Origin of the sequence: Phascolarctobacterium sp. ET69 (assembly GCF_023336935.1) — a bacterium.
In the GTDB taxonomy this organism is placed as follows: domain Bacteria; phylum Bacillota; class Negativicutes; order Acidaminococcales; family Acidaminococcaceae; genus Fusicatenibacter_A; species Fusicatenibacter_A intestinipullorum.
Map to the genome: position 1 here is coordinate 1 of NZ_JAMBLR010000005.1, position 26,476 is coordinate 26,476.

Here is a 26,476-nt window from a genome sequence, read left to right on the forward strand (position 1 = left end):
AAGCTGCTGGCTGTGGTCATCAAGCTGTTCTTGCTGTTCAACATTGGTTAAATGCTCTTGGCTAATTTCAGTTGCCAACTTATCATCAGCATCTCTTCTTTCATCTGCTTCTTCCCAAAGTTCAGTCTGGCTTGCAATATTAGTTATAGTTACTTCAGACTCTTCTACATATCCAGTAGTTGTTTCAAAATGTTTATATCCTATCGTCACTGATCCATCATTATTTACAGGTCTTACAGCAGCCAAAACCGGGTTTACATGAATCCCAGCCATTACTGCTGCGCAAAAAGCTATTGCTAATACTCTAGATTTTTTGCTTGCCATCTTTATCACCTTTCCCGTTGTTATTTAAAAGCGCGCGCCTTTAAATACCTTTTCTCTGTAAGCCGTCCGGGAATGTTACCGCGGCGTTTCATTCCGCGGGCGGTTTGCAGGCTTTAAGTTACAAGGCAGACCCTTCCACCTTTATACAGAAATTATACCACATTCTTCCCCCCCGGCAAGACCTTACTTTAACTTTATGTCTTTCTTTTTCGTATCTTGCCAACTGGTAACTTGGTTTATGTTAATCCGCTCTTTTTTATTTTTTACAAATTTTTTCAACAAACTCTTTACAAACTGCCAAGCCTTCGGTTATAATCTTGCTTACGCCGATTTTTAGGTGCGCACCGCTAAACGGCTTATTATTTTAACAGGGGGTTTATTTTTGAATAATTACCAAAACAGAAAAAACTTTTTATTTACTAATGCGGTGCCTAAAACGCCAAAGCCTAAATCTGCCGTGCCGGAAATGGATATTATTCCCAAAACCGTGCGCCACAAAACTTTTACCACATTGGCAACAGAAACCAAAAATTTAATTACTGCTGCCCAAAATGGTGACAAGCAGGCGTTGGAACAGCTTTGCATATCTTTTGAGCCTTTGTTCCGCAGTGAAATGCGCCGTGATATGTTTTACAATGCCCTTGGTTTTGAGGAGGGGTTAAGCCTTGCAAGGTTAAAGTTTATTGAGCTGGTACTTACATATAACGGAGCTGATTATGAGCATTTTGCAGGTTATGTAAGGTGCCGTATTCACTTTGCGCTGTACGATGAAGTAAAAAAAGTGTGGGCGGATGAAAATAAAAAAGCGCCCCTGCCCGATAGTGAGGCAGAAGGCGCCGAGTTCAGCGACGATGTTATTGAACGTGAGGAATTAAGTATTTTATTGAATTTAGCGCTTAATAAGTTAACCACCAAACAGCGGCAGACTATTGAGGCGCTTTACATAAATGGTTACAGCGGCAGAGAAGCTGCCGAGCTGTTAAACTGTTCACCTGCCATGGTTACCAAGCACCATAAGCAGGCCTTAAAAAACTTACGCAGCAATATTGCGTAATTCAGGTTTTATTTTAACCGCTGAGTTGCTTTTTACATAAAAAATCGCTGTACCAAAAAGTACAGCGATTTTTATTTTATGCCTTATTATTTTTTCTCTGCAATTTCTTTTTGCAGCATGGCGATAAATTCATCCTGATTCATAGCGCCAATGTCGCCTTCGCCGCGGCGGCGTACTGCAACGGTGCCGTTTTCAACTTCTTTTTCGCCAATTACAAGCATGTACGGAGTTTTCTGCATTTGTGCTTCACGGATTTTGTAACCGATTTTTTCGTTGCGGTCATCCACGTGTACGCGCAAACCAAGTTTAAACATTTTATCGTACAGTTTTTGTGCGTAGTCGTGCTGTTTGTCGGTAATCGGCAGAATGCGGACCTGGCACGGAGCAAGCCATGCGGGGAAAGCACCGGCATAGTGTTCAATTAAAATGCCGATAAAGCGTTCAATAGAACCGTAGGCAACGCGGTGAATCATTACCGGGCGGTGTTTTAAGCCGTCTTCGCCGGTGTAGGTTAAATCGAATTTTTCCGGCAGCAGCATATCCAGCTGAATGGTGCCGCACTGCCAGGTACGTCCGATGGAGTCGGTAAGATGAAAGTCAATTTTCGGGCCGTAGAATGCGCCGTCACCTTCGTTAACAGTGTACGGCAGGCCAAAGTCTTCCATAGCGGCTTTAAGGCCGTTGGTTGCTTTTTCCCAGGTTTCGTCATCACCCATGCTGTCATCCGGGCGGGTAGAAAGTTCTGCATGATATTTCAGGCCGAAGGTTGCATATACTTCGTCAAACAGGCGGATGGTTTCCTGAATAACATCTTTAATCTGTTCGGGCATCATAAAGATATGGGCATCATCCTGCGTAAAGCAGCGTACACGGAACAGGCCATGCAGAGCGCCGCTCAGTTCGTGGCGGTGTACAAGGCCAAGCTCGCCAACGCGCAGCGGCAGTTCGCGGTAGCTGTGCGGATGGGTGCGGTAAAACAGCATGCCGCCGGGGCAGTTCATCGGTTTTACGGCGTAATCGGCTTCATCAATTTTGGTGAAGTACATATTGTCGCGGTAATGGTCCCAGTGTCCGCTGCGTTCCCACAAAGTGCGGGAAAGAATCATCGGGGTCTGAATTTCGTAGTAACCGTAGCGGCGGTGTACTTCGCGCCAGTAATCAATAAGGGTGTTTTTGATAATCATGCCGTTGGGATGGAAGAACGGGAAGCCCGGGCCTTCATCCTGAATGCTGAACAGATCGAGCTCTTTGCCGAGTTTGCGGTGGTCGCGCTTGGCGGCTTCTTCCAGCATGTGCAGGTAAGCGTCAAGTTCTTCTTTGCTGGGGAAAGCAGTGCCGTAAATGCGCTGGAGCATTTTGTTGTGCTCATCGCCGCGCCAGTAAGCGCCGGCAATGCTTTGCAGCTTAAAGGCTTTAACACGGCCGGTGGAAGGGCAGTGCGGGCCTGCGCACAAATCGGTAAAATCGCCCTGGGTATAGGTGCTGATGATTGCGTCTTCCGGCAAATCGTTAATAAGTTCTACCTTATATTTTTCGTTTTTCTCCTCAAACATTTTCAGTGCTTCGGCACGGGGAATTTCTGCCCTTACCAAAGGAATGTTGGCTTTAATGATTTTTGCCATTTCTTTTTCGATAGCGGCCAAATCTTCCGGAGTGAAAACGTGCTCGCTGTCAAGGTCGTAATAAAATCCGTTGGCAATGGCAGGGCCAATGGCAAATTTTACATCCGGGAACAGGTGCTGAATTGCCTGTGCCATTACGTGCGCCGCAGTGTGGCGGATAGCGTGCAGGCCTTCTTCGCTTTCGGGCACAACAAATTCTACGCTGGCGTCATGGGTCAGCTTATCGGACAGGTCTTTGTTCTGTCCATCTACAACAGCAAGCAAAGCCTGCTTGCCAAGTTTTTGAGAAAGGCTTTTGGCAACTTCAAGCAAGGTTACGTTATCTTCGTATTCCCTTACGCTGCCGTCTTTTAAAGTAACTTTAACCATAATTTTACCTCCTGAATAAAATAAAAAACTCCATCCCTTATGTAAGGGACGGAGTTATCCGCGGTTCCACCCTAATTGGCTGCCTGGGCAGCCCTCTTAGTTAACCGTTAACGCCGGTATACGATGCCGCCTACTGCTGTTTCGGGGCATAGTTTGAAGGTGGTTTGGCAATTACCGTTCCCAACTGCTCTCAGCCAAGGCAGTTTTTTCTGTAAGGCCGCTTTAAATGCCTTTTCCTTCGCATTACTGATGTAATATTGATTTACTACTATATTATAAGCATACGTGCCGCAGTTGTCAAACCTTTAGCAAATAAATTTTTTAACTGGAAAAAAAACGTAAATAAATTTATAATAATACAAGGCAATGTAAAAATGTTTGGTGGAGATGGTTAAATGCGTTTTAAATTTTATAAAGCCATGCTTAAAATATTATTTGCCGCGCTGTGTACCTTTTTAATGGTGCCGGGCGTACAAGCAAAAGAAAAATACAAGGGCACGTTTATTTATATTCCGCTTGATGACAGGCCTGTTACTTACAGCTACCCTGTAAAAAATTTACAGGCTGCCGGTTATGAAATACTGACGCCGCCGGAAAAATACCTTGCTTCGGCAGACCGCACCGGCGACCCGGACAAGCTTTGGCAGTGGCTGGTGGAAAACGCGCCTGACGCCGATGCGGCAGTAATATCTTCGGACGCGCTTATTTACGGCGGGCTGGTTGCCAGCCGCACGCATTTTTTTGACGAAACAACCTTGCAGGCACGTGTTCAGCGTTTGGAAATGCTGCGCGAAAGGCTGCCCATGCCGCTTTATGTGTATTCCACATTAATGCGCACGCCGCGTGCAAGCTTCGGCAATGTTGAGCCGCCGTATTACAGCAAAATCGGGCCTGCCATTTTCCGTTATTCAGAGCTTTTGGATAAAGAGGACACCACCGGTTTAACGCTGCGCGAAAGCCTTGCAAAGCAGGCCATAAAAAACAACCTGCCGCAGGCTGATTTAAACGACTGGCTGCAAAGGCGTTTAAAAAACTACCATGTTAATAAATCGCTTACGGAGCTTACCGCAAAATACCGTTTTCATTATCTTGCCATAGGCAAGGATGACAATGCGCCGCTTTCGGCAACGCATATGGAAGCGCGTTACATAAAACGCGATGCTTTTGCGCTTTCCGACCAGATTTTTCAGATTATACCGGGTGTTGACCAGCTTGGCATGCTGCTTTTAACGCGTGCCGTTAACGAAAAGAACCGCGAGCACCCGCTTGTTTATACTTATTATGCCGAAGGCACCGGGCGTACTACAATACCGCAATATTCCGACAGTACGCTTGGCGAATCTGTGCCGGAACAAATACTTGTTGCCGATGCACGCCCCACCGTTAACGCCGCCGAAGCCGATTTTATTCTGGCAGTTAACACGCCCAAAGACGGAGTAATGATGGATTCCACCGCGCCAAGCAACCAGTTTTTCGCCTCGCCGCGCGACAAAAAATATATTGCTGAGCTGGAAAAATTTTTAAACGGCGGCACAAGGGTTTCACTGGCAGACGTTACATATTCCAACGGCGCCGATAACGGTTTTATGAACGAATTTGCCAACCGCGGCAATTTGGAAAAACTTACCGCGTATAACGGCTGGAACACCGCCGACAACACCATTGGCTTTGCCATTGCCCAGGGCATTTTAGCCCCGCAGATAAGCGCAGAGGACAACGCACTGCTGATGCGGCTGCGCCTTGTTGACGACTGGTTTTACCAATCAAACGCGCGGCGTGATACTACGGACTTTTTGGAACGCAGCGGCAGCAGCGAAGAAGTCTATAAGCTCGGCGCTTCCAAAAAGCATGTTTCTGCGCTGGCGCAGGATGTCTGCAATGAACTTGCTCGCAAATATCCCTTTACCGAAGATTTTAAATTTAAAGTAGGTTTTCCGTGGGACAGGCTTTTTGAAATAAGCGTTACGCCCACAGGCAAAAAGAAATAGGCATATACAGCAAAACTCCCGAAGCAGTAAACTTCGGGAGTTTTTATTTTGGCGTTATTTTGCAAAATTCTTTTCTTTATAGGGGCACAGCTCTGTCAGCATACATTCGCTGCACAGTGGTTTGCGCGCTTTACAAATTTTGCGGCCGTGCCAGATAAGCCAGTGATGGGCATCGCTCCATTTTTCCATGGGTATTGCCTTTTGCAGTTCTTTTTCGGTTGCAAGCGGGTCTGCTCCCTTTGCAAGCCCCAGCCGGTGCGAAACGCGGAAAACATGCGTATCTACGGCAATGGCCGGCACATTGTAAATAATGCTTGCTATTACATTGGCCGTTTTTTTGCCGACACCAGGCAGCGTCATCAGCTTTTCAATGGTATCGGGCACGGTGCTGTTGTATTCCTGCACCAGCATATGGCAGGTTGCCAGAAGGTTTTTGGCTTTGGCGCGGAAAAGGCCGCAGTCGCGGATTTCATTTTCCAGTTCTTCCTGCGTAAGCGCGCCCATTTTTTCGGGCGTGTTATATTTAGGAAAGATGCGTGCCGTAATTTTGTTGACACGTTCATCGGTACACTGGGCAGACATAATTACCGCAACCAAAAGTTCAAACGGCGAATTGTAATTAAGTGCTGTTTTGGTATCTTTATATGTATCTTCAAGTACTTTTAATATTTCATCACGCTGCTGCTTGCGCATTAGTTGGTCAGGCTCCTTACCGGTGCGGGTATTCTGCCGCCGCGGGCAATAAAGGCATCGGGTTTGAATTTACTTACGGCAATAACCGGCGCATAGCCCAAAAGCCCGCCAAATTCTACCCTGTCGCCCACTTTTTTGCCCGGCACGGGCACAAGGCGCACTGCTGTGGTTTTATTGTTAATCATGCCGATAGCGGCTTCATCGGCAATAATTGCCGAAATGGTTTCTGCCGTAATATCGCCGGGTACGGCAATCATATCAAGGCCTACGGAGCATACGCAGGTCATGGCTTCGAGTTTTTCCAGCGTCAGGCTGCCGCGTTCAACGGCGGCAATCATGCCGGCATCTTCGCTGACGGGAATAAAAGCGCCGCTTAAGCCGCCGACATAGCTTGACGCCATTAAGCCGCCTTTTTTAACCGCGTCGTTAAGCATTGCAAGCGCGGCTGTTGTACCGGGGCCGCCGGTGCTTTCAAGGCCGATTTCTTCAAGAATGTGGGCAACACTGTCGCCAATGGCAGGCGTCGGCGCAAGCGAAAGGTCGATAATGCCGAACTGCGTATTTAAGCGGCGTGCTGCTTCCTGCGCAACCAGCTGGCCTACGCGGGTAATTTTAAACGCCGTCTTTTTTATGGTTTCGGCAACGGTGCCAACATCGGCGCCGCGCACGGATTCCAGCGCGTGTTTTACAACGCCCGGGCCGCTGACGCCTACATTAATAACGCTTTCCGGTTCGGTAACGCCGTGGAAAGCACCTGCCATGAAGGGGTTATCCTGCACAGCATTGCAGAAAATTACAAGTTTGGCGCAGCCGATAGCGTCACGGTCGGCCGTTAAAGCAGCTGCTTCTTTAACAACGCGGCCCATTTCGGCAACGGCATCCATATTAATGCCGCATTTGGTAGACCCTACGCTGACGGAAGAACAAACAATCTGCGTTTCGGCAAGCGCTTCCGGAATGGACGCAATCAGTTTGCGGTCGCCGTTGGTGTAGCCCTTATCGACAAGCGCGGAAAAACCGCCGACAAAATCAACGCCGATGGTGCGGCCTGCATCGTCAAGAGCTTTGGCCAGCGGCACATAACTTGCTGCGTCGCAGCTTTCGCCAACAATGGCAACAGGCGTTACGGATACACGCTTGTTAATAATGGGCACGCCAAGTTCCGTTTCCAGTTCCTGCCCTACTTTAACAAGGTTTTCTGCTTTTTTGGTAACTTTATCGTAAATTTTCTGCGCCGTTACCTTAATATCCGGGTGTGCGCAGTCACGCAGGCTGATGCCCATGGTAATGGTGCGCACGTCAAGATTATTTTCGGTAATCATGCGCGTGGTTTCTAAAACGTCTTTAATTTCAAACATAGGCGGCCTCCTAAATACGGTGCATAGCCGTAAAAATTTCTTCGCTCTGCACGCGGATTTCCACGCCTATTTCATTGCCAAGCGCAGTAAACACATCTTTTAATTTATCAAGCTGCAAATCGGCTTTTTCCATATTGGCAATAAGTACCATGTTAAAAAAGCCGTCCATAATATTCTGGTTAATATTAAGGATATTAATGTTATGCTCTGCCAGTACATTGCTGACACGTGCAATAATGCCTACTCTGTCTTTACCTACAATTGTTACAACTATGCGCATTTTTGTTCCTCCTCTTAAGGGGCCTTAAAATTATAAATATGTTATATTTTACCATAAAATGAGTTGTAAGTGTTTAATTTTCCAAAAATATTAATTATCTTTGTACACTCGTGCGCAGTTGTATAGCTTCGGCAATATGTGCCGCTTTTATAGCTGCGCTGCCTTCAAGGTCGGCAATGGTACGGGCAACTTTAACAATGCGGTCATGCGTACGGGCGCTGAGCCCAAGCGCGGCAAAGTATTTGCCCAGCATGGCTTCGGCCTGCGGCTCCAGTTTGCAGTATTTATTAAGCTGCTTTTTGTTCATCTGCGCATTGCAGTGCACGCCGCTGCCTTCAAAACGTTTGCGCTGCACGCCGCGCGCTTTTACAACGCGGCTGCGTATAACGGCAGAACTTTCTCCTTCGGTTTTGTCTTTTAAGTCGTCATATTCAAGGCGCGGCACGGTTACCTGTATGTCAATGCGGTCTAAAAGCGGACCGGAAATTTTGCGCCGGTAACGCTCAATTTCGTGCGGGCGGCAGGTACAGCTGTGAACCTTATCGCCCAAAAATCCGCAGGGGCACGGGTTTTGAGCGGTTATTAAAATCAGCCGTGCGGGGAAAGACAAGCTTGCCTGCACGCGGCTGATTGTTACCACGCCGTCTTCCAACGGCTGGCGCAGAACCTCCAGCGCCTGGCGTGAAAACTCCGGCAGTTCATCCAAAAACAGTACGCCGTTATGGCTGAGCGTAACTTCGCCCGGCTTCGGCACGCTGCCGCCGCCAATTAACGCGCTTGCCGATACCGTATGGTGCGGGCTGCGGAAGGGTCGTTCCAGCACAAGCTGTTTTTTGCCGTTTAAAAGCCCGGCTATGCTGTAAATTTTGGTTATTTCCAAAATTTCATCTTCCGTCATCGGCGGCAATATAGTTGGCAAACGGCGTGCCAGCATAGTTTTGCCGCTGCCCGGCGCGCCAACCATCAATACGTTATGCCCGCCTGCCGCGGCAATTTCCAGTGCGCGCTTAACAACCTGCTGACCGCGTACTTCGGCAAAGTCAACATCGCCGCAGCCTGCCGTTCCCGTGCCGAACTGTATTTTTGGCAGCGGCGTTAAACGCTCCCGCTTTTTCAAATGGCTTACAAGCTCGCTTAAACTGGCAGGCGTATATACATCTATGCCGTCCACCAGTTCGCCTTCCGCCGCGTTGCCCTGCGGTATGTAAATTTCACGCCAGCCATGTTCGCGGGCATATAAAATCATCGGCAAAACGCCTGCAACCTGGCGTATACTGCCGTCAAGAGCAAGTTCGCCCACAAAAATTTTTCCTTCTGCTTCTTCCTGCAATAAACTTCCGGCTGCCGTTAATATGCCAACGGCAATCGGCAAATCAAGGCTGCTGCCGTCTTTGCGCAAATCGGCCGGAGCAAGGTTTACGGTAATGCGCGTCATGGGAAACATCAGCCCGGAATTTTTCAGCGACGCCCTTACGCGCTCGCGCGATTCCTTTACCGCCGTATCAGGCAGCCCTACAATGTCAAATCCCGGCAGCCCGTTGGATATATCAACTTCAACAATTATTTCTTCACCATTAATACCACAAACAGTTTCCCCGAAGGTTTTTGCGTACATTATATCTCCCCTAAAAACAATTTTGCAGATGGCGCAATTTTGCCTTGCCGTCATCTGCCACAATTTCTATTACATCAAAAGCTATTTTATTGTACCCTCCGCCGCACTGCTGCAAATAGTGCAGCGCCGCGGTGCGGATTTTCTGCTGCTTGGCATAAGTTACCGCCATGCCCGGCGTGCCAAACTTTAAGCTGCGGCGCGTTTTAACCTCAACAAACACCGCTCCGCCGTCTTTAGCCGCAATTATATCAATCTCTCCGCGGCGGCAGCGGTAATTACGCTCTACAATGCTGTAACCGTGCCGCAGCAAATAAGCGCAGGCCGCATCTTCGCCGCGCCTGCCAAAATCACCGCGCCTGTCAGCCATCAGCTTCCTCCGGCAGGCGGATTATTTTATTCGGAACAGGTTCGGCCGGAGGCAGGTGCATACTTTTTACCGGTTCATAGCTGCGGCGGTGCCAGCTTGTTGCGCCGTATTCCAGCACTGCCTGCATATGCTCCGCACTGCCGTAGCCTTTGTTATGCGCCCAGCCGTACTGCGGATACTCTGCCGCAAGCTGTTCCATCATTCTGTCACGGGTAACTTTTGCTATTACAGAAGCCGCCGCTATCGAAGCGCTGAGAGCATCGCCGTGAATAAGTGAATAGGTTTTAATATCCCCTGCCTGCACGGGCATGGCATCTATAAGCGCCGCCTGCGGGCGGATTTTTAAGCTTTCAAGCACTTGCGCCATACCTTCCTGCGTGGCACGGTAAATATTAAGCCTGTCGATATTATAAACGCTTACTATATTAACCGAAACCGCCAGCACTTTTTCCAAAATTTCCCCATAAAGCTGCTCACGTTTGGCTGCCGTAAGTTTTTTGGAATCGTTCAGCCCTTTAATAAAAACATTCTGCGGCAAAATAACCGCGCCTATAACCATAGGCCCGGCCAGCGGCCCGCGCCCCGCTTCATCAACGCCTGCCACAAACTGCGCCCCGTCATTATAGCAGTTATTTTCGTACATCAGCATTTTGGCAAAACGTTCGCGCTCTGCCTGTTCTGCCTGCTGTTTTTTATAATAAGCCGCCACAAGTTTCTGCACGCCGCTGCGGCCGTCTTTGGCAAGTTCTGCCAAAAGTTCTTCATTCGGGTTATTGGCAAGCAGTTCTTTTATTTCTGCAATTTTCATCTTTACAGCCCCTTAAACAAAAAGCCGCTTACAGCGGCTTTAATTTCAGTTATTATTTATCTGGTTCATCCAGTGTTACACGGCCGGTTTTGCCGCTGCGGAAATCACGAAGAACAAGCTGCACCACTTTATCAAGGTCAAGCAGCCCGCCGCTTTTCAGGCAGCCGCGGCTTACGGCAATTTTTTCAAAAACGTCCTGCACCGGTGCTCCCGCTTCAAAATCAACGGCATATTTGTCTTTTAACAATTGCGGATAAGAGGCAATTAATTTTTCCGTTAAAAGCCAAGCCGCCTGTTCACGGTCATACACGTCTTCTTTAATGGCGCCGGTAAGGGCAAGGTTAAGCCCAATCTGCAGATCATCAAACTTTGGCCACAGCACGCCCGGTGTGTCTAACAGTTCCAGCCCTTTGGCAATGGTAACCCACTGCTGCCCGCGCGTAACGCCCGGTTTATCGGCCGCCAGCACTTTGTTTTTGCCAACAAGCCTGTTGATAAGCGTCGATTTGCCTACATTAGGTATGCCGACAATCATAACGCGTATGGAACGGTTTTTAACGCCGCGCTTCAGCCATTTGTCTATTACAGGCTGCGCCGCTTTCTGCACTGCGGCTACAAGCTGTTTTACGCCTTTGCCTGTATTGCAGTCGATAACGCATACCGGCAGACCGTTATTTTTAAAAATGTCTTTCCACGCTTCGGTTTTGGCAGGGTCTGCCATATCAACCTTATTTAAAGCTATAATTTTAGGCTTCTGCCCCAAAAGCTGATTCAGCATGGGGTTGGTGCTGCTGCGCGGCACACGTGCGTCAAGCATTTCCACAACCACGTCCACCAGTTTAAGCTGCTGCTCCATCATGCGTTTGGCTTTGGTCATATGGCCGGGAAACCACTGTATTTTAAAGTCCATTTATAACACTCTCCCTGTCAGGGCAGCATGCGCCATCTGTCAACCGGCCAGAACGCCAGGCTGGCTTTGCCTTTAACCAAATCCAGCGGCACAAAGCCTACATCGGCAAAACGGCTGTCCTCAGAGTTGTTTCTGTTATCGCCCAGTACAAAAATATGCCCTTCCGGCACAACGGATTTTCTGTAATCAGAAAGGTTAGGCCCTTTGGGGTCTTCCTTCCATGTGTAAGGCTCGTCAATTTCCGTGCCGTTTACAAGCACTTTGCCGCTGCGCATTTCAACGGTATCGCCTGCCGTGGCAATAACGCGCTTAATAAAATCGCGGCTTTCGTCTTTAGGGTAACGGAAAACAATAATTTCACCCTTCTGCGGGTCGCTTACAAAATAGGTAAACTTATTTACCAAAAGCCTTTCATGGTTTACCAGCGTGGGGTACATGGAAGAACCTTCTACCATATAAGGCTCTACAATAAAGGTTCTGATGCAGAAGGCAAGCGCCACCGCAACAATAATGGAAACCAGCCAGTCGCTGACTGTATCCTGCCAGGAAGTTTTTTGTTTGCTCATTTTATTTTCCGCTCCTTTTTCTGCCGCAGCAACGCGGCCTGCCAACGTTAATATTCCAACACAATGTGCGTGTTTCTACAACTTATACAGTATGCTTTCTTATACTAACAAACATTAGCCTATTTGTCCATACTGTTCACGCTTTTGACACATAAAAAAATATTATACTATTAACGATTTTACTTGCATTATAGCCCGCGTTTGTTGTAAAATTCTTTTGTTGTGCTGTACATTTTTTGTAGTAAATTTTACATTCAGCCCTGCTTGCGGCAGGATTTTTAAATTGAATAGCCAATATAATAATATTGTACACTATTTCTTGTATGTAAATTTAACATTTTAAAGGTTAAAGGAGCATGAAGCATATGACACAAATCAGTATCGCCGTTATCGGCAGCTGCAATATCGACGTTGTTGTCGAAGCGCCGAAACGTCCGCTGGCAGGCGAAACCATTTTGGGCAGCCGCCTTATTATTGCCCAGGGCGGCAAGGGGGCAAACCAGGCAGTTGCCGCAGCAAGGCTCGGCGCCAAAGTTTATATGGTTGGCTGCGTCGGCGACGACGATTACGGCCGTTCCGTAATTAAAAATTTTGAAGCGAACGGCATTGATACAGGAAACGTAAAGGTTGTGCCCGGCGTAACTACCGGCACCGCACACATTACGCTTGCCGAAGGCGATAACAGCATTATTGTTATTAAAGGCGCCAACGACCTTGTAACGCCTGAACTTATAGATGAAGCCTGGCCGCAGATTGCAGGCTGCGATATGGTAATGCTGCAGCACGAAATTCCTGCCGCAGCCATTGCCCACACCTTAAAAAAATGTGCGGAAGCCGGAGTAAAAGCATTGCTGAACCCGGCACCTGTTCTTGAAGGCGCACAGGACTGGGCCAAAGACGCCGCCTTTATAACACCTAACGAACATGAAGCGCAGGCTCTTTTTCCCGGCAAAAGCACCGAAGAAATACTTTTGGAAAACGAAGGCCGCCTTTTAATGACGCTCGGCAGCAAAGGCGTTGCTTATGCCGAAAACGGTGCAATTAATACCGTGCCCGCCTTTAAAGTGCAGGCAGTTGATACTACCGGTGCAGGCGACACTTTCAACAGTGCTTTCGCCGTTGCACGCGCTTGCGGCAAAACCATGTCCGAAAGCATTACTTTTGCCAATGCGGCAGCCGCCTTATCCGTACAAAAAATCGGCGCACAGGGCGGAATGCCTTATTTAGATGAAGTGGAAGGGATGTTGTCCGAATGCAGAAAATAGGAATTTTAAACAGCGAAATTGCCAAAGTACTGGCAGATATGGGGCACACCGATACTATCGTTATCGGCGACTGCGGGCTGCCTGTACCGGACGGCGTAAAAAAGATTGACCTTGCCTTGAAGCTCGGCACGCCGCGTTTTTTGGAAGTTGTTGAAGAACTTGCCAAATATATGGAAATTGAAAAAATCCATGTTGCTGCCGAAATGCAGAGCAAAAACGAAGAATGCTGGCAGCAGATGCACAAACTGTTTGACGGCAAAGAATGGATTGTTACCGACCACGAACATTTTAAGCAGGCCACCAAAACCGCTAAAGCAGTTATACGTACCGGTGAAACAACACCGTTTGCCAATGTAATTTTACATTCCGGCGTTATATTCTGATTTAAAGGAGTACTGTCAGCTATGGAAATTACCATGCAAGGTATTTCAAAGGCCTTCGGTTCCAACGAAGTTCTGCGCGGGGTTGATTTCACACTGCATTCCGGGGAAATCCACGCGCTGATGGGCGAAAACGGGGCCGGCAAGTCAACTTTGATGAATATCCTCACCGGCATACACAAAGCCGATGCGGGCAAAATTTTCGTTGACGGCCAGGAAGTACATTTTAAAAACGCACGTGATGCCGAAAACCACGGCATTGCCTTCATTCACCAGGAGCTTAACATCTGGCCCAACCTTTCAATACTTGAAAACCTGTTTTTAATGAAGCAGATTACCAACTCCTTCGGCATACTCGATACTAAAAAAATGCGTAAGCTGGCCGAAGAAAAATGCGCGCAGATTGGCATTGAGCTTCCGCTTGACGCCGAAGCCGGCGAATGCAGCGTAGGCCAGCAGCAGATGACGGAAATCATCCGCAATTTAATGCTGGACGCCAAAGTTGTAATTATGGACGAACCTACCGCGGCGCTTACCGAACGTGAAACCGCCAAACTGTTTGAAGTTATGCACGCATTAAAGGACAAAGGCGTAGCCATTGTTTATATTTCGCACCGTATGGAAGAAGTATTTACCCACTGCGACACTATTACCGTTATGCGCGACGGCCACTCCATAAGCTGCCGCCCGACACGCAGCACTACCATGGAAGCCGTAGTACAGGATATGGTTGGCCGTGCTATTACGGAATATTATCCAGGACGTACCACCGAACCCGGTGAAGTGGTTCTGGAAGTTAAAAACCTGTGCCAGCCGGGCGTGTTCGACCACGTTTCCTTTAATTTGCGCAAAGGCGAAATTTTGGGCGTTGCCGGGCTGATGGGCGCCGGACGCACAGAAATTATGCGCGCGCTGTTTGGCATTGATGACTGCCGCCAGGGCGAAGTTTACCTGCACGGACAGAAAATAAACATTAAAAAACCGGAAGACGCCATTAAGGCAGGCATTGGTTTTATTACCGAAAACCGCAAAACCGAAGGCCTGATTCTGGACTTTTCCATTTTAAAAAATATTGCCCTGCCAAGCGTTGATACCTTCGCTTCAAAAAGCGTCATCAACGATAAAAAGGAATTTAATTTCTCCAACGAATTATCGCACAAGCTCGGCGTTAAAGCCAATTCCATCCAGCTTCCGGCCGGTGCGCTTTCCGGCGGCAACCAGCAGAAGGTTGTTATAGCAAAATGGATTGGCATGCACCCGTCCATTATCATTATGGACGAACCTACGCGCGGCATTGACGTAGGCGCCAAGCGCGATATTTACGATTTGATGAACGAACTTACCGCACAGGGTGTTGCCATTATCATGGTTTCTTCCGACCTGCCGGAAGTTATCGGCATGAGCGACCGCATCCTTGTTGTGCACGAAGGCAAAATTGCCGGGGAAATACCGCATGACCAAGCAACCCAGGAAAATATCATCACCCTTGCAACAGGAGGAATATAACAGATGAACGTTTCTGCCTTAGTTAGAAAAATGGGCCCGTTAATCGGGTTAATTGTACTTTTTGTTGTTATATCTGCTTTAAACAGCAGCTTTATCGACCCGTCCAACTTAAAAAACCTGCTGCGCCAGGTTTCCATTAATGCACTGATTTCCTTCGGCATGACCTTTGTCATCCTTACAGGCGGTATCGACCTTTCCGTCGGCAGTACGCTGGCTCTTTCCAGTGCAATTATGGCAAGTTTAATTAAAGGCGGCATGGACCCGATTATGGGCATTGTTGTTGCTGCCATTATCGGCCTTATTCTCGGCACTATTAACGGCGTTGTAATTTCTTACGGCAAGGTTGCTCCCTTTATTGCCACTCTGGCAACCATGACTATTTTCCGCGGCTTGACTTTGGTTTACACCGACGGCAACCCTATCAGCAGCTTAACAGATAACCAGCTGTTCCATATGTTCGGCCAGGGCTATTTTGCAGGCATTCCTGTACCGGCAGTTGTTATGCTTTTAATGTTTGCCCTCTGCTGGTTTATTCTTAACAAAACACCGCTGGGCCGCAAAACCTACGCTGTCGGCGGCAACGAAAAGGTTTCCTTTATTGCCGGCATTAAAATTGAACGCATTAAAATTTTTGCTTATGCAATTACAGGCCTGTTCTGCGCACTGGCAGGCGCTATTTTAACCTCGCGCCTTAACTCCGCACAGCCTACCGCAGGCACCGGTTATGAACTTGACGCCATTGCGGCAGTAGTTCTCGGCGGCACAAGCCTTTCCGGCGGCAAAGGCCGCATTGTGGGCACGCTTATCGGCGTACTTATTATCGGTACCCTTAACAACGGCCTTAATATTCTTAACGTATCCAGCTTTTACCAGCAAGTTGTCAAAGGTATAGTTATCTTACTTGCAGTTCTTATGGACCGCAAAAAATCGTAGGAGGTTATGTTTTAAATGAAAAAAACTTTATTAGCTGTTATGGCAGTACTTATGATGTCGGTAATGCTTATTGCTGGCTGCAGCTCTGGAGAAGAAGCTGCCCCGGCTACCGATAAAAAAAGCGGCACTACCACTATCGGTTTTTCCATCTCTACTTTAAACAACCCGTTCTTTGTTTCCGTTAAAGACGGCGTTGAAGCAAAAGCCAAAGAGCTTGGCGTTAACGTAAAAATTGTTGATGCCCAAAACGACCCGGCAAAACAGGCAAACGACGTTGCAGACCTGCTCCAGCAGGGCGTAAGCGTACTTTTGGTAAACCCGGTTGACTCTGCTGCCATTTCCACTTCTGTTGAAGCTGCCAATAAAGCAAAGATTCCTGTAATTGCTCTGGACCGCAGCGCCGACAAAGGCACCATTGCTTCCCTTGTTGCTTCCGATAACGTAAAAGGCGGCGAAATGGCTGCTGAATACATTATTAAAAAACTTGGCGAAGGCGTAAAAGTTGCTGAACTCGAAGGTATCCCCGGTGCTTCCGCAACCCGTGAACGCGGCGAAGGCTTCCATAAAGTTGCCGACCAGAAATTAAGCGTTGTAGCTAAACAGTCTGCTGATTTTGACCGTACCAAAGGCCTGACCGTTTCCGAAAACATGCTGCAGGCTAACCCCGACATTCAGGCAATTTTTGCCCAGAATGACGAAATGGCTCTCGGTGCTATCGAAGCCTCCAAGAGCGCAGGCAAACAAATCTTTATCGTTGGTTTTGACGGTACTGACGACGGCCTGAAAGCTGTTGACGCAGGCACCATGGCCGCTACTATTGCCCAGCAGCCGGAACTGATGGGCCAGCAGGGCCTTGAAGCTGCCGTTAAACTGGCTAAAGGCGAAAAAATTGATGCCAAAATTTCCGTTCCTCTTAAACTTGTAGAGAAAAAATAATTTAACTTTCCTTTGACAAATTGCGTACAAAAAAATCCCGCTCACCGAGCGGGATTTTTTATTTTATTTACTTTTAAAACATAATGTCGCCGGGTTCGTAATCAACCGTGGTTTTTACAAAAGCAATTTCGTTGCAGTACGGATACTGCGGGCAATAAACACATTCTTTCCATACCTTCTGCGGCAATTTTTCTTTGGCGGTTTCAATGTAATCGCACTTGGCAAAAAAGCCGGGCTGGTAAGTAAGCGTAAAAAACATTTTTACGCCGCGCTCTATGCCCTCTTTTTCCAGCAAATGCACAATATTGCGCCCTATGCCGCTTGTTTTGCGTTCCGGGTCAACGGCAAGCGAACGTATTTCCGCAAGCCTGTCCCACACAAAATGCAGCGCGCCGCAGCCAATCAGGCGGTTATTTTCAATCGCCACAATATAATCGCGCAGGTTTTCGTAAATTGCGTTGCGTGCGCGCGGCAGCATCAAGCCTTCGTGCGCATAATCATTCAGCAGTTTATGAATATTTTCTACATCATCAAACGTAGCACGACGATACGTAATCATGCACCATGCCCCCTCAAATAACTGTTAAGCCATATCCTAACACTCATTTAATAAAAATGCAATATCTGAGCGCGCATTTTACAAAAATTTTTCCGTCCCCTAAAGAGGCCAGTTGTTTTAAGAAATGATGATTGGGTTCGTTAATTTTAACGGCGTCCGTCCCTGTATCAGGGTAAAAAACTTATTTTTACGCCGCCCATGCCCAGCGCTGTTTTAACGCCTATACCGGCATATTCGGCGTATGCGGCTAAAAGCGCCGCAATCCTGTTCTGGCTTTGCATGCCGCGGAAAAGCAGCCTGTAACGTCCTTTAAACGCGTCTATCGGCGCACCGCCGACAGAATACTGCTGCAAAGATAAATTATAGCCGGTAACCTTCACTGCCTGCGCCAAATGTTCTTCAAGATTATTTTCTTCAAGCACAAGCCCGCCGCAAAAAGCATTCCAGCGTTTTAAAAGGCTGCGGAAAATATAAACATTATCCGGGTAAATTTTATAACTGCCAAATGCCTTAAACGATGCGGAAGTTATAAAATTAAATTCTGCCTGGCGCGGAGGCTGCGGCATGGTAAAAAACTGCTCTGCCATGTCTTTATAGCTTCTTTGCTTTACAGGCTGCGGTTTACTTAATTGTACCACATATTCTTTTTGCTTTAAATATAAATTTTGCGGCAGCCTGCCTAACGCATATAAAATTTCTTCCGCAGCTTCTTTGTTAAGCGCCGCAAGCTGCCATACCGCGCTGCTGCGTGCCTTATCGTAATACACAAACTGGCTGAACGGGCGCAGCGCAGAACGATGCATGGCTTCCGCAAAATCCGTATGGGCGTACTGCATCAGCGCGCCATGAAGCACGCTGCCAAACGATTGATGCAGGCGCTGCCCTTCCGGCAGATGCAATAAAACTTCCCAAATTTGCAGCATAATTATTCCTCCGTAACTGCGCAGACGCCCATTAAAGTTATGCCCTTATGCGTTTTGGCCGTTTGCAGGCCGCGCGGCGCAGCAAACTTATCAAGCCGCAGGTGCGCGTGCTTATAAAAATTATTATGCAAAATTACCGCTGCCGCATCTGTAAACGATTTTTGGTCCGGCGCAAGTGCCAGCAGCAGGCTTTTGCTTAAAAAGCCACTGCCGCTGCCCAAAAACAAATTGGCATTTTCTGCACGGGTAAATTCCTGCTTTAAGGCCTGCCCGAAAATAATTTTTTCACGCTGCAGCACAAAATCGGTAAAATCACGCTGTCGTTTAACAAGTTCTGCCGCCGAGGTAATGCCGATACCGCCAAACACCGCTTTATCAAGCGTTATGCTGAAATGCTGATGCGCGCCCGGCGGCAGGCATTCACGGAATAAAGTAAGGTTTTTGGTTTTTACCTGCCCTGTTTTAACAATATATACAGCCTCGCGCTTCTGCACAATTACAGGTATTGTTTTGCCGCTGCTGTATGAATCGCTTACCGACAAGCCCTTCATAATACTGCAGTTCATGCTGGCCTGCGCCATTAATTCCGCACTGTACTCGTTTTTAGGTATTTTTAAACGGTGCAGCAGCACAATTTCCAACTTCTGCGCAAGCCTGGCAAAGGCAGAATTTTTATCGCGCAGGCGGTTATCATTAATAATGCGGCTGACTTCGTCCCAGGCAGCATTACGCAGCTTGTCTTCCTGCAGCAGCAGGCTGAACAGCAGCCCTGTGCGCAGCGCGCCCTTAATGCTGCTGCCCGGTATGTACGGCTGGCCTTCAACATTGTGCACGGTGCGCACAATTTCCGTAAGGCGCATTTTATTGGCAGCCAGTATTTCCGGCGCTACTTCAACATTGGCATAATCTGTTACAGCGTCTCCCAAATCTTCTATTTTAAAGCCTTTTTCCTGAACCCATTCGCATAAAGTTCCGGCGCGCAGCCTGGTTTTTATCAGTTCTTCAAACTCTGCCAGCAAATTATGTTTATACAAAAATTTTACCCACAGGCGTTCATTCAAAAAATATACCCGCCTGCTGCCGGCATCATACAAATACTGATAGCTGTATACCGTTCCCACTTCGTCGGTTATATGCACCGGCCCCATGCAGGTTACAGACATTTTTTTATATTCAAAATTACTGATACTCATACAGGCAACCCCATATATACGGCCTTGCCATAGCGGTACACGGCGTGCTGCGCCCCCAAAGCCGTAAATTCAAGCAGGCGCCCTTCCACCCTTTCGGGGAAGCATGAACCCGCCTTTAACATGTATACACTGCTGCGTTTTTCAAAATTCTGCGAGTTTTGGTTATAAACAAAACCGCTGCGTTTTAATAAACTGAACGCGCCTTTTTTTACGGTGGCAATCTGTTCCTGCACCGGGCACAATACGGAAAGCGACATTTGCAGGCTGCTTGTTTTGTTTTCGAGCAAAACCTTAAGCATACCGGCATCACCGCCGCAGTCTTCGCTTAAAAGCTGCGGAGCGCCTTTTAACACAAACTTACCAAAGCCGCTGCTGCGCCTGCCGCCAATGCCGCCCAGCCCCAGCAGTTCAACCGCTTTAACCAGTCCTTTAAGCAAAGCTTCGTCATCCAACCCAACTATGCAGTATAACCCGGCGCCTTCTGCAAAAGTATAATTGCTTACATAATATGCCCGCCCGCCGTTTCTGAAATCAAGCCTGCGCTGTACGCCACTCCAGCCAAAATCGTGCTTTTCCTGCTCTTTAGCCGTGCTTTCATACGGGTGCAGGTAATCATAAATGCCGCTTACGCGGATATAAGCCATATTTTCGTGGTCACGCAGCGCTTCATACTGCAAGCACAGTTCTTTAAAAGACAGCTGCAAATCAAGCGGATTTACTTTTTCCTTACAGTTATACGGCACCGGCACATACAGTTCTTCTTCCGCGCCGCTGTAATAAGGCAGAAAATCGCTGAAAAGCAGCCCGCCCTTTTGCACGGCTTCAATAAACCGGCTGCAAAGCTCTCCGTCAAGCGCAGCAGTTTCCGTTACAAGCGCGCTGAAAAAAGTATCGGCGCAGCAGTTAAAAGACTGCAAATTGCCGCTTTTTTTATTTTCGGCTGTGCCAAAATGCACCGGAGTTAAAAACTTAAACTGCAAAATATAATACTTCATTTTAAGCAGCTTCCTTCAAGAGCAGTTTTAAGCCTTCCGGCATACTCCTCAAGATTTTTGTTTAAACCGGCGTACCGCACCGAAAAATTACTGAAAGCCACCCTGCCGTAACCGCGCGAACCATGGCCGCCAAGGTAGTCCATCTGCAGCATCATAAGTGCTGCCGATAAGGTTGCAAAATCTTCTTCAATTTCCTTTTCGTTTTCGATGTTGTACACAAGTTTAAACGCAAAATCGGTACCTGCCGGCACCCTTTCAATCTGGCGCGGTATTGCCGTTGCCGTAAGCCTTGTAATGGAGTTTTCAAATTTTACTTCGCCCATGTAGGTATCGGTGTCCATACGGCTTATTTTTTCAATGCTTTCCGGCGTTACAAATACATCATAAAATTGCAGGCGTGCGCCTATAACACCGTTTTTGGAAGTAGAACCGAACAAACGGCAGATAACTTCGTCATCATCTTCAATTTTATTTAAAACATAACCCGGCGAGCGCATTTTAGCCAGCAAAGTGCGCAGCTTGCCTTTAAGCGAACTGCCCGGAATAATGGGAACTTTGGTAAAATGGTCACGCACAAAGGGGCTTTCTACCGCGCCGATAGGAGTAAAATCGCTGGAGGTGCCAATGTGCAGCCCCGTTACCAGAGTAATAACAGCCTCTATTAAAAACTTTCCTTTTAAAACCGTCTGCTTCATTATTTATCCTTGCCTCCGTAAAATTTATGAAATGCCCCCAGCGCCTGTACGTATTTGGCAAAAGTGTCAAACCTTTCCGTACTGTCGCCAATGCTGTCAATCATTTCTATCAACCCGGATTTTTCTACAAACGCGCCAACAATATTTTTTTCGCGCCCGGCCAGATACATTAATTTAACCTTTAAAAATTTTACCTCCGCAACCAGCTCCGGTGGCAGCCTGTCCGGCTCCTGCCCGCGCATTTTATAAACCTCCACGCGGTCGCGCACAAGGTTGACCGAAGTTAAAAACTTACGGATATGGCCGGTTTTTAACAGCAGTATATTATTATTAAATTTGTCTTTAACCATAATGCCTTTAATGGCATTTTCGGCCCTGGCTATAATATCCATTAAAAGTCCTCCTTAGGCGCATTGGGCAAACTGTAAATTAAAAGTTCCAGCGCCGTTAAAAGCTGCCTGCGCCCTTCCGCATCAAGCGCCCAGGCATACAGCCTGCTGCGCAGATTATTATATATTTCCGCCTGTGCGGCATTTTCCGATTTCGGTTCAAGCAGAGCAACCGCATAAGCAAACTGAGCCAGATTAAACCTGCCTGCCGCTGCGGCAAGCACGCCGTGCAGCTTATACAAAGTGTTCCTGTCGGCTTTTATTTTGCCGGGTATTGCGGCAATGCCGAAACTTAAATTGTTTGTTAAAAAGTTAAGTTTTTCGCCGCAAACCTGTTTTTCAAAAACGTTCCAGTCATAAACATGGGCCAGCCCGCCTTCCGGGCCGCTTACATAATCCGCATTCTGCCCGAACAAAGCAATTTTGCCGGTACCCGGAACATTTTTAGCGGTTTTTTTCAGCAGCTGCGCCTGAATAAACATCTGGCTTACGGGGAAATCGGGCGTAAACATGCCTATTCCCGCCGAAAATGCCAGCTTGCCGTTGGTGTAGCTTTCAAACGCGCGGTGAATATCAACCGCCACTTCCACAACGTCATCCCATGCGCCAAGCAGAAAAATGTTATCGCCGCCGCTGTAAATTACGTGTATGTTGCGCCAAAGCTGCTTGGGCTTGTTAAACAGCCTGAACACAGGCGTTACTTTGCCGGAAGCGTTCTGCATATCGCCTTTAAAAATTTTATTTAAAATTACTTTAAAAAAGAATGACAGCCTGCCGGAAAACGCCGCCTGCCTCGATAATGTAAGATACCTCAGCGGATCGGGCAAATCGTTGCGGTAAAAACCTGCTTTTAAAGCTATGCCAATAGCATCGACGTCCGCCATTAAAACGCCCAGGCGCTTAACACCGGTGTAAGTTTCGCCCATACTTTTGGCCGCCAGCATCTTCATATCGGGCAGCCTGCCGCTTTTAGCGTCGCGCACGCAGTAATCGCAGCGGCGTATGCGGAAATACGGGCAGTTATCGGAAGCTCCGCCTTTAATACTGTAAAGATATGCCAGTTTATTATGCTGCTTAAATTTTTCCAAATCTTTGGCAGCTATTATTTTTAAATACAGCACCCTTTTATAGCCCGGCACCGCAATACATCCGCTGATGCGGTTTGAACATACTGCCAGCACCTTGTCATCCATAAAAGAGGCTTTGCCGAGTTCAAGCAGCGCACGGCAGTTGCTGCACAGGCCGTCTTTGCGCCCTTCATCGGCAGCAGCAACGTTTCTGTGGCATACGCAGCATTCCGATGCCGCTTCATTATGGTTAAAGCTGCTTTCCGGGTCAAACAGCCCTGCAAGAACCGTTTCCGAATAGCGGTTCTTTTTATTGTTTTCCACCTGCAAATCGGCACGCGCCATAACATCGCTGCCAAGCTGCCTGCCAACCAGCTCTACCGGCGTAAATTCCGCCGCGCCGACAGATACATAAAGCTGAGTGCCAAAATTTTGCAGCAGCCACCCGTTAATGTACTCCGCAAAAGTTTTTACACCCTCTTTAAACTGCGGCGTATTAGGCGCCAGCAAATACAAACGCCCGCCGCCGGTATAAATAATGTTTGCACGTGAAAGTTTTAAATAATTTACAAGTTCGTCTGCTATAAGCTGCGAAAAATATTCCAGATACAGCGAGCGCCCGCGCATGGTAGCAAGCGGTGACTGCTCTGCCGGAGTTGTTAAAAAGCCGTAAATGCCGGCAATATCGGCAGAAACAATTAAAAACAGCGGCTCGTTTTGTATTTGGGCAATTTTTTGCTTTTCACAAAGCGAAGCATACGAAGTAATTCCGTTAGCTTCAAAATAATGGGCTATACTTACCGCAAGCGCCGCCGTTATTTTTACATGCTCAAACATCGAAATATCGCGCGGCAAATCCTCGCGCACCGTAAGCGGCACATAATACAGAGCATCTTCAAGAACCTGCAAAAGCTCATAGGGGTACATCTGCGCCAAAGGCTTTTGCTTTAATTTGTTTTCAATTATTTTTAAAAGTTTTAAATAATCTTCCGGGCTTGCCTTAATGTTATCACGCACTGCGTAATTAATTTCTTTGCCGGTATTTATCTCTTTAGGCAAAAAATAGCGCTTATAAGTATCGTGGTCCGAAAAATAATTAAATACCGATTCCAGGCACAGCGAAGCATCAAACTTATCATCCTGGCGGCGTTCGGTCTTTTCTGCGCCGAACGCAATCGTATCGGCAAAATAAACTAAATATGCCAAATCATCGTCTTTAAGTTTTACTGCTTCAAAATCGCGCCTGCGGTGATAGCTTATGCAGCGCAGAAGCTGCTGCATGGCTTCATCATCTTCGGGCAATAAACGCGCCAGCCACCGGGCACCATATTCGGGATATGTTTCCGGCTCATTTGTAAGCCCTGCACGATAGCATAATTTGCCAATATCGTGCAGCAAAGCAGCTTTTGCAAGTAAAGTATAATCCACCATAACAGACTCCATAAAACACACTAAAATATATAATAATTAATTCGACAAAAATATAAGAAATCCTTTATATTTTAAATATCTGATATTAAACATCTATTAATTACCCATAATAATAAATAAAAGCCGATAAATTACAACTAATTAAGCAAATTCATCGGCCAAAGATTGGTATTTTTATTACTAATATTTACATTATAATACTAAAAAACATTAATCCATTATAATGTTTTTGTTGTTATTTTTTATATAATTTAAATAATCTTCTTTTGTGGCTATCATTTTAGAGCCAGTACATAAAATTCCATTATCATAATCCCCAAAATAATATTCACAATAAATACAATCATCTCTAAAATTAGCATAGGGTTTTCCTCTATAAGTCCTCATTTTTATAGGGCAATAATCTATATGCTGTGCCATTCTTCGTACACTAATAGCTTTTTTATCTGCTATCATTTTAAATTTTTCTAACCACAATTCTGTATTTACATTATATTTCCATGATTTTTCTTCACAATCATCTAATATAAAATGTTTTAACTCTTCATCTGTAATTTCTCTATCAATTTTACTCAGGTCAATTTCTATTGTTGAAATTTTAGATTTTTTAATTTTCTTTAACTTATCTTCATCAATTGCATGTGTTACAAATATCTCAACATAAAATTTTCTACCAAGACTATACACAATTACATCAGGAATAATATTATCCTGTGTTTTTTCAACTTCAACGTTATCAATTTTTACCATTTGAGCATCAACAATTTTTATAGGATAACGATTACTAAAAGGAATTTTTAAAAACAAAGCTGGTATAAATATTTCTTTAGCATTTAAAAGAATTTCCTTAGCCGCTAAGTGCAGAGATGTTTGATATCCATACTCACACTCATCAGCATTATAATGTGCAAAATGATGTATAACTTTATTCCCTTTTTTTGCTATGAGTCTACCTTTGCAAGCAGGACATGTGCAATCGCATTTTATACCTTTTTCCACTTCTGAAATATGAACTAATTTATTATTTCTAATTCCATATAACAAATGCTGTTTTTTCATAAAACCCTCCACAAAAAGTTTTAACTTTATTGATCTTCTAAAAAATAAATGTTATATTAAAATTGTATCATAATTTTAAGGAGTTGTATTATTATGAAAAAAATTCTTGTAACATCTCTTTTGCTTTTATCAATCGCAAGCACAGCTCTAGCTGCAAATTCTTTTATAGAAAGATTTTACGCCTTCTCTAACAGAGATACTGGGACTATTGAAGAAGTAAATTATTATCTTGAAAAAGGTGGCATTGTAAAAGACTTTAAATGCCTTCGCAGAGGCGATGACGGAACTTTTACAACTATGGTAATTCAAATTCCAACAGAAGTATTTAATAACCAACGCTATACAAAATAAAAATTATAACCCCTGCATTATGGTTAATCCACTTTGCAGGGGTTATATATTTTAAGATGTTGTTAAATTAGTTTTATTCTTCCCTACTCTACCTTTTTAAACCTGCTTTTGGGCTGCCGGCAGATGGGGCAGGTAAAGTCGTCCGGCTCTTTGGTTAAATCTCCTTCGTACACGTAGCCGCAAATAGTACATACCCATTTTTCGCCTGCGGTTTCCACAGTTTCTTCCTGATAGGTGGGCGCGTTTTTAGGTGCTTTGCCTTTAATTACATCATGGTAATATTTATAGGTCATGGGCGTATAATCGCCAAGCACTTCCGCATCAATAACACGCGCCAAAATTACAAAATGGGTTTCCATTTCATACTTGCCTAGCACTTCTGCTGTAATATAACCGCTGGTTTTATCCGTTATAACAGGCAGGCCGTTTTTCATTTCCCAGCTAAAGCCGCAAGCCTCAAATTTATCCGTATCGCAGCCGGAGCAGAAGCCTAATCTTGCAATAACATTCTGCGGTGTGGCTTCCGAAAGAATTGTTAAGGCAAATTTTCCGGATTTTTCGAGCGCGGTAAAGGTATAGTTATTTTTATTAACGCTGATAGCAATGGTCGGGTTATCGCTTGTTACCTGCACTGCGGTGTTTATAATGCAGCCTGTTGGCCTTTCGCCGTCCATTACCGTAAGCGCATACATGCCATACGAAATTTTCCACAAAACTGATTTATCCATTTCACTGCCTCCGTTTCTTGTTAAAAAGTTTTATGCTTTGCACTTTTTGTTAACAACACAATTATTACTGCTATAATTATTATAACTTTTACATATTGTAATAAGCAATAAA

The 26,476-nt window shown here is 46.2% G+C and carries 27 protein-coding genes and 1 other annotated feature; of the genes, 8 read left to right on the top strand and 19 right to left on the bottom strand.

What is annotated here, in order from left to right; translation table 11 throughout:
• Positions 1-324, bottom strand: a 324-nt coding sequence (locus M3079_RS07530) for a hypothetical protein (protein ID WP_249078424.1), incomplete at its 3' end; no start/stop codon positions are given.
• 382 nt (positions 325-706) lie between these two features.
• On the opposite strand from M3079_RS07530, the gene M3079_RS07535 reads away from it, so the two are divergent.
• On the top strand, positions 707-1,378 hold the full coding sequence (locus M3079_RS07535) for a sigma-70 family RNA polymerase sigma factor (RefSeq protein WP_249078425.1): 672 nt from the start codon (positions 707-709) through the stop codon (positions 1,376-1,378).
• Between the two features lie 86 nt (positions 1,379-1,464).
• Here the strand turns inward: M3079_RS07535 and thrS are convergent, their stop codons facing one another.
• On the bottom strand, positions 1,465-3,369 hold the full coding sequence (gene thrS, locus M3079_RS07540) for a threonine--tRNA ligase (RefSeq protein ID WP_021715411.1): 1,905 nt from the start codon (positions 3,367-3,369) through the stop codon (positions 1,465-1,467).
• Between the two features lie 41 nt (positions 3,370-3,410).
• Positions 3,411-3,622, bottom strand: a binding site (T-box leader).
• A 142-nt stretch (positions 3,623-3,764) separates the two neighbouring features.
• Here thrS and M3079_RS07545 point away from each other — a divergent pair.
• Entirely contained in the window at positions 3,765-5,357 is a 1,593-nt protein-coding gene (locus M3079_RS07545; protein WP_249078428.1) for a DUF4127 family protein, read from the top strand.
• A gap of 54 nt (positions 5,358-5,411) precedes the next feature.
• On the opposite strand, the gene nth is transcribed toward M3079_RS07545, so the two are convergent.
• The 8 genes from nth to lepB all read right to left on the bottom strand — a co-directional run bounded on the left by nth (position 5,412) and on the right by lepB (position 11,954).
• Positions 5,412-6,050, bottom strand: coding sequence for an endonuclease III (gene nth, locus M3079_RS07550; RefSeq protein WP_249078429.1), 639 nt, complete (start codon positions 6,048-6,050; stop codon positions 5,412-5,414).
• On the bottom strand, positions 6,050-7,408 hold the full coding sequence (locus M3079_RS07555) for a PFL family protein (protein ID WP_249078431.1): 1,359 nt from the start codon (positions 7,406-7,408) through the stop codon (positions 6,050-6,052). Before M3079_RS07555 ends, nth begins: the two co-directional genes overlap by 1 nt.
• A 10-nt stretch (positions 7,409-7,418) precedes the next feature.
• Complete coding sequence (locus M3079_RS07560; protein WP_249078433.1) at positions 7,419-7,688, bottom strand: ACT domain-containing protein; 270 nt, start codon at positions 7,686-7,688, stop codon at positions 7,419-7,421.
• 94 nt (positions 7,689-7,782) lie between these two features.
• A complete protein-coding gene (locus M3079_RS07565) occupies positions 7,783-9,303 on the bottom strand; it encodes a YifB family Mg chelatase-like AAA ATPase (RefSeq protein WP_249078435.1) in 1,521 nt (506 codons plus the stop codon).
• Between the two features lie 10 nt (positions 9,304-9,313).
• Complete coding sequence (locus M3079_RS07570) at positions 9,314-9,670, bottom strand: YraN family protein (RefSeq protein ID WP_249078436.1); 357 nt, start codon at positions 9,668-9,670, stop codon at positions 9,314-9,316.
• Complete coding sequence (locus M3079_RS07575) at positions 9,663-10,478, bottom strand: ribonuclease HII (protein ID WP_249078438.1); 816 nt, start codon at positions 10,476-10,478, stop codon at positions 9,663-9,665. Before M3079_RS07575 ends, M3079_RS07570 begins: the two co-directional genes overlap by 8 nt.
• A gap of 52 nt (positions 10,479-10,530) precedes the next feature.
• Positions 10,531-11,388: a ribosome biogenesis GTPase YlqF gene (gene ylqF / locus M3079_RS07580; RefSeq protein WP_249078440.1), complete on the bottom strand. Its 858-nt coding sequence runs from the start codon at positions 11,386-11,388 to the stop codon at positions 10,531-10,533.
• Between the two features lie 17 nt (positions 11,389-11,405).
• Positions 11,406-11,954 (bottom strand): signal peptidase I, encoded by a 549-nt coding sequence (gene lepB / locus M3079_RS07585; RefSeq protein ID WP_021715420.1) that lies wholly within the window; start codon positions 11,952-11,954, stop codon positions 11,406-11,408.
• Between the two features lie 365 nt (positions 11,955-12,319).
• Between lepB and rbsK the strand changes: the two genes are divergently transcribed.
• The 5 genes from rbsK to rbsB are packed head-to-tail and all read left to right on the top strand — an operon-like array spanning position 12,320 to position 16,974.
• Positions 12,320-13,219 (top strand): ribokinase, encoded by a 900-nt coding sequence (gene rbsK / locus M3079_RS07590; protein WP_249078441.1) that lies wholly within the window; start codon positions 12,320-12,322, stop codon positions 13,217-13,219.
• Positions 13,207-13,602 (top strand): D-ribose pyranase, encoded by a 396-nt coding sequence (gene rbsD / locus M3079_RS07595; protein WP_249078443.1) that lies wholly within the window; start codon positions 13,207-13,209, stop codon positions 13,600-13,602. The genes rbsK and rbsD overlap by 13 nt, the downstream gene beginning before the upstream one ends.
• Before the next feature lie 21 nt (positions 13,603-13,623).
• Complete coding sequence (locus M3079_RS07600; protein ID WP_021715423.1) at positions 13,624-15,105, top strand: sugar ABC transporter ATP-binding protein; 1,482 nt, start codon at positions 13,624-13,626, stop codon at positions 15,103-15,105.
• Between the two features lie 3 nt (positions 15,106-15,108).
• Complete coding sequence (gene rbsC / locus M3079_RS07605) at positions 15,109-16,038, top strand: ribose ABC transporter permease (RefSeq protein WP_021715424.1); 930 nt, start codon at positions 15,109-15,111, stop codon at positions 16,036-16,038.
• Between the two features lie 15 nt (positions 16,039-16,053).
• Complete coding sequence (gene rbsB / locus M3079_RS07610; protein WP_249078445.1) at positions 16,054-16,974, top strand: ribose ABC transporter substrate-binding protein RbsB; 921 nt, start codon at positions 16,054-16,056, stop codon at positions 16,972-16,974.
• Between the two features lie 73 nt (positions 16,975-17,047).
• On the opposite strand, the gene M3079_RS07615 is transcribed toward rbsB, so the two are convergent.
• The 8 genes from M3079_RS07615 to M3079_RS07650 form a co-directional block, all read right to left on the bottom strand.
• A complete protein-coding gene (locus M3079_RS07615; RefSeq protein WP_349293363.1) occupies positions 17,048-17,530 on the bottom strand; it encodes an N-acetyltransferase in 483 nt (160 codons plus the stop codon).
• Between the two features lie 170 nt (positions 17,531-17,700).
• Positions 17,701-18,456 carry a CRISPR system precrRNA processing endoribonuclease RAMP protein Cas6 gene (cas6, locus tag M3079_RS07620; RefSeq protein ID WP_249078450.1) on the bottom strand — a complete coding sequence of 252 codons (756 nt, stop codon included), beginning with the start codon at positions 18,454-18,456 and terminating at the stop codon, positions 17,701-17,703.
• Positions 18,457-18,458: 2 nt separating this feature from the next.
• Entirely contained in the window at positions 18,459-19,649 is a 1,191-nt protein-coding gene (csm5, locus tag M3079_RS07625) for a type III-A CRISPR-associated RAMP protein Csm5 (protein WP_249078451.1), read from the bottom strand.
• A complete protein-coding gene (gene csm4 / locus M3079_RS07630; protein ID WP_249078452.1) occupies positions 19,646-20,644 on the bottom strand; it encodes a type III-A CRISPR-associated RAMP protein Csm4 in 999 nt (332 codons plus the stop codon). The genes csm5 and csm4 overlap by 4 nt, the downstream gene beginning before the upstream one ends.
• Positions 20,641-21,339 (bottom strand): type III-A CRISPR-associated RAMP protein Csm3, encoded by a 699-nt coding sequence (csm3, locus tag M3079_RS07635; RefSeq protein WP_249078454.1) that lies wholly within the window; start codon positions 21,337-21,339, stop codon positions 20,641-20,643. The genes csm4 and csm3 overlap by 4 nt, the downstream gene beginning before the upstream one ends.
• Positions 21,339-21,731, bottom strand: coding sequence for a type III-A CRISPR-associated protein Csm2 (csm2, locus tag M3079_RS07640; RefSeq protein WP_249078456.1), 393 nt, complete (start codon positions 21,729-21,731; stop codon positions 21,339-21,341). Before csm2 ends, csm3 begins: the two co-directional genes overlap by 1 nt.
• Entirely contained in the window at positions 21,731-24,226 is a 2,496-nt protein-coding gene (cas10, locus tag M3079_RS07645; protein ID WP_249078458.1) for a type III-A CRISPR-associated protein Cas10/Csm1, read from the bottom strand. The genes csm2 and cas10 overlap by 1 nt, the downstream gene beginning before the upstream one ends.
• Before the next feature lie 210 nt (positions 24,227-24,436).
• On the bottom strand, positions 24,437-25,285 hold the full coding sequence (locus tag M3079_RS07650; RefSeq protein WP_249078460.1) for a competence protein CoiA family protein: 849 nt from the start codon (positions 25,283-25,285) through the stop codon (positions 24,437-24,439).
• 93 nt (positions 25,286-25,378) lie between these two features.
• On the opposite strand from M3079_RS07650, the gene M3079_RS07655 reads away from it, so the two are divergent.
• Entirely contained in the window at positions 25,379-25,636 is a 258-nt protein-coding gene (locus tag M3079_RS07655; RefSeq protein WP_249078462.1) for a hypothetical protein, read from the top strand.
• A gap of 83 nt (positions 25,637-25,719) precedes the next feature.
• Here M3079_RS07655 and M3079_RS07660 read toward each other — a convergent pair whose 3' ends face one another.
• Positions 25,720-26,364: a flavin reductase gene (locus tag M3079_RS07660; RefSeq protein WP_249078464.1), complete on the bottom strand. Its 645-nt coding sequence runs from the start codon at positions 26,362-26,364 to the stop codon at positions 25,720-25,722.
• Positions 26,365-26,476: the final 112 nt, after the last annotated feature.

Excerpts from the sequence above, each read along its gene's own strand:
- thrS (WP_021715411.1), bottom strand. The coding sequence starts at position 3,369 with ATGGTTAAAGTTACTTTAAAAGACGGCAGCGTAAGGGAATACGAAGAT.
- M3079_RS07545 (WP_249078428.1), top strand. The coding sequence starts at position 3,765 with ATGCGTTTTAAATTTTATAAAGCCATGCTTAAAATATTATTTGCCGCG.
- nth (WP_249078429.1), bottom strand. The coding sequence starts at position 6,050 with ATGCGCAAGCAGCAGCGTGATGAAATATTAAAAGTACTTGAAGATACA.
- M3079_RS07555 (WP_249078431.1), bottom strand. The coding sequence starts at position 7,408 with ATGTTTGAAATTAAAGACGTTTTAGAAACCACGCGCATGATTACCGAA.
- M3079_RS07560 (WP_249078433.1), bottom strand. The coding sequence starts at position 7,688 with ATGCGCATAGTTGTAACAATTGTAGGTAAAGACAGAGTAGGCATTATT.
- M3079_RS07565 (WP_249078435.1), bottom strand. The coding sequence starts at position 9,303 with ATGTACGCAAAAACCTTCGGGGAAACTGTTTGTGGTATTAATGGTGAA.
- M3079_RS07570 (WP_249078436.1), bottom strand. The coding sequence starts at position 9,670 with ATGGCTGACAGGCGCGGTGATTTTGGCAGGCGCGGCGAAGATGCGGCC.
- M3079_RS07575 (WP_249078438.1), bottom strand. The coding sequence starts at position 10,478 with ATGAAAATTGCAGAAATAAAAGAACTGCTTGCCAATAACCCGAATGAA.
- ylqF (WP_249078440.1), bottom strand. The coding sequence starts at position 11,388 with ATGGACTTTAAAATACAGTGGTTTCCCGGCCATATGACCAAAGCCAAA.
- lepB (WP_021715420.1), bottom strand. The coding sequence starts at position 11,954 with ATGAGCAAACAAAAAACTTCCTGGCAGGATACAGTCAGCGACTGGCTG.
- rbsK (WP_249078441.1), top strand. The coding sequence starts at position 12,320 with ATGACACAAATCAGTATCGCCGTTATCGGCAGCTGCAATATCGACGTT.
- rbsD (WP_249078443.1), top strand. The coding sequence starts at position 13,207 with ATGCAGAAAATAGGAATTTTAAACAGCGAAATTGCCAAAGTACTGGCA.
- M3079_RS07600 (WP_021715423.1), top strand. The coding sequence starts at position 13,624 with ATGGAAATTACCATGCAAGGTATTTCAAAGGCCTTCGGTTCCAACGAA.
- rbsC (WP_021715424.1), top strand. The coding sequence starts at position 15,109 with ATGAACGTTTCTGCCTTAGTTAGAAAAATGGGCCCGTTAATCGGGTTA.
- rbsB (WP_249078445.1), top strand. The coding sequence starts at position 16,054 with ATGAAAAAAACTTTATTAGCTGTTATGGCAGTACTTATGATGTCGGTA.
- cas6 (WP_249078450.1), bottom strand. The coding sequence starts at position 18,456 with ATGCTGCAAATTTGGGAAGTTTTATTGCATCTGCCGGAAGGGCAGCGC.
- csm5 (WP_249078451.1), bottom strand. The coding sequence starts at position 19,649 with ATGAGTATCAGTAATTTTGAATATAAAAAAATGTCTGTAACCTGCATG.
- csm4 (WP_249078452.1), bottom strand. The coding sequence starts at position 20,644 with ATGAAGTATTATATTTTGCAGTTTAAGTTTTTAACTCCGGTGCATTTT.
- csm3 (WP_249078454.1), bottom strand. The coding sequence starts at position 21,339 with ATGAAGCAGACGGTTTTAAAAGGAAAGTTTTTAATAGAGGCTGTTATT.
- csm2 (WP_249078456.1), bottom strand. The coding sequence starts at position 21,731 with ATGGATATTATAGCCAGGGCCGAAAATGCCATTAAAGGCATTATGGTT.
- cas10 (WP_249078458.1), bottom strand. The coding sequence starts at position 24,226 with ATGGTGGATTATACTTTACTTGCAAAAGCTGCTTTGCTGCACGATATT.
- M3079_RS07650 (WP_249078460.1), bottom strand. The coding sequence starts at position 25,285 with ATGAAAAAACAGCATTTGTTATATGGAATTAGAAATAATAAATTAGTT.
- M3079_RS07655 (WP_249078462.1), top strand. The coding sequence starts at position 25,379 with ATGAAAAAAATTCTTGTAACATCTCTTTTGCTTTTATCAATCGCAAGC.
- M3079_RS07660 (WP_249078464.1), bottom strand. The coding sequence starts at position 26,364 with ATGGATAAATCAGTTTTGTGGAAAATTTCGTATGGCATGTATGCGCTT.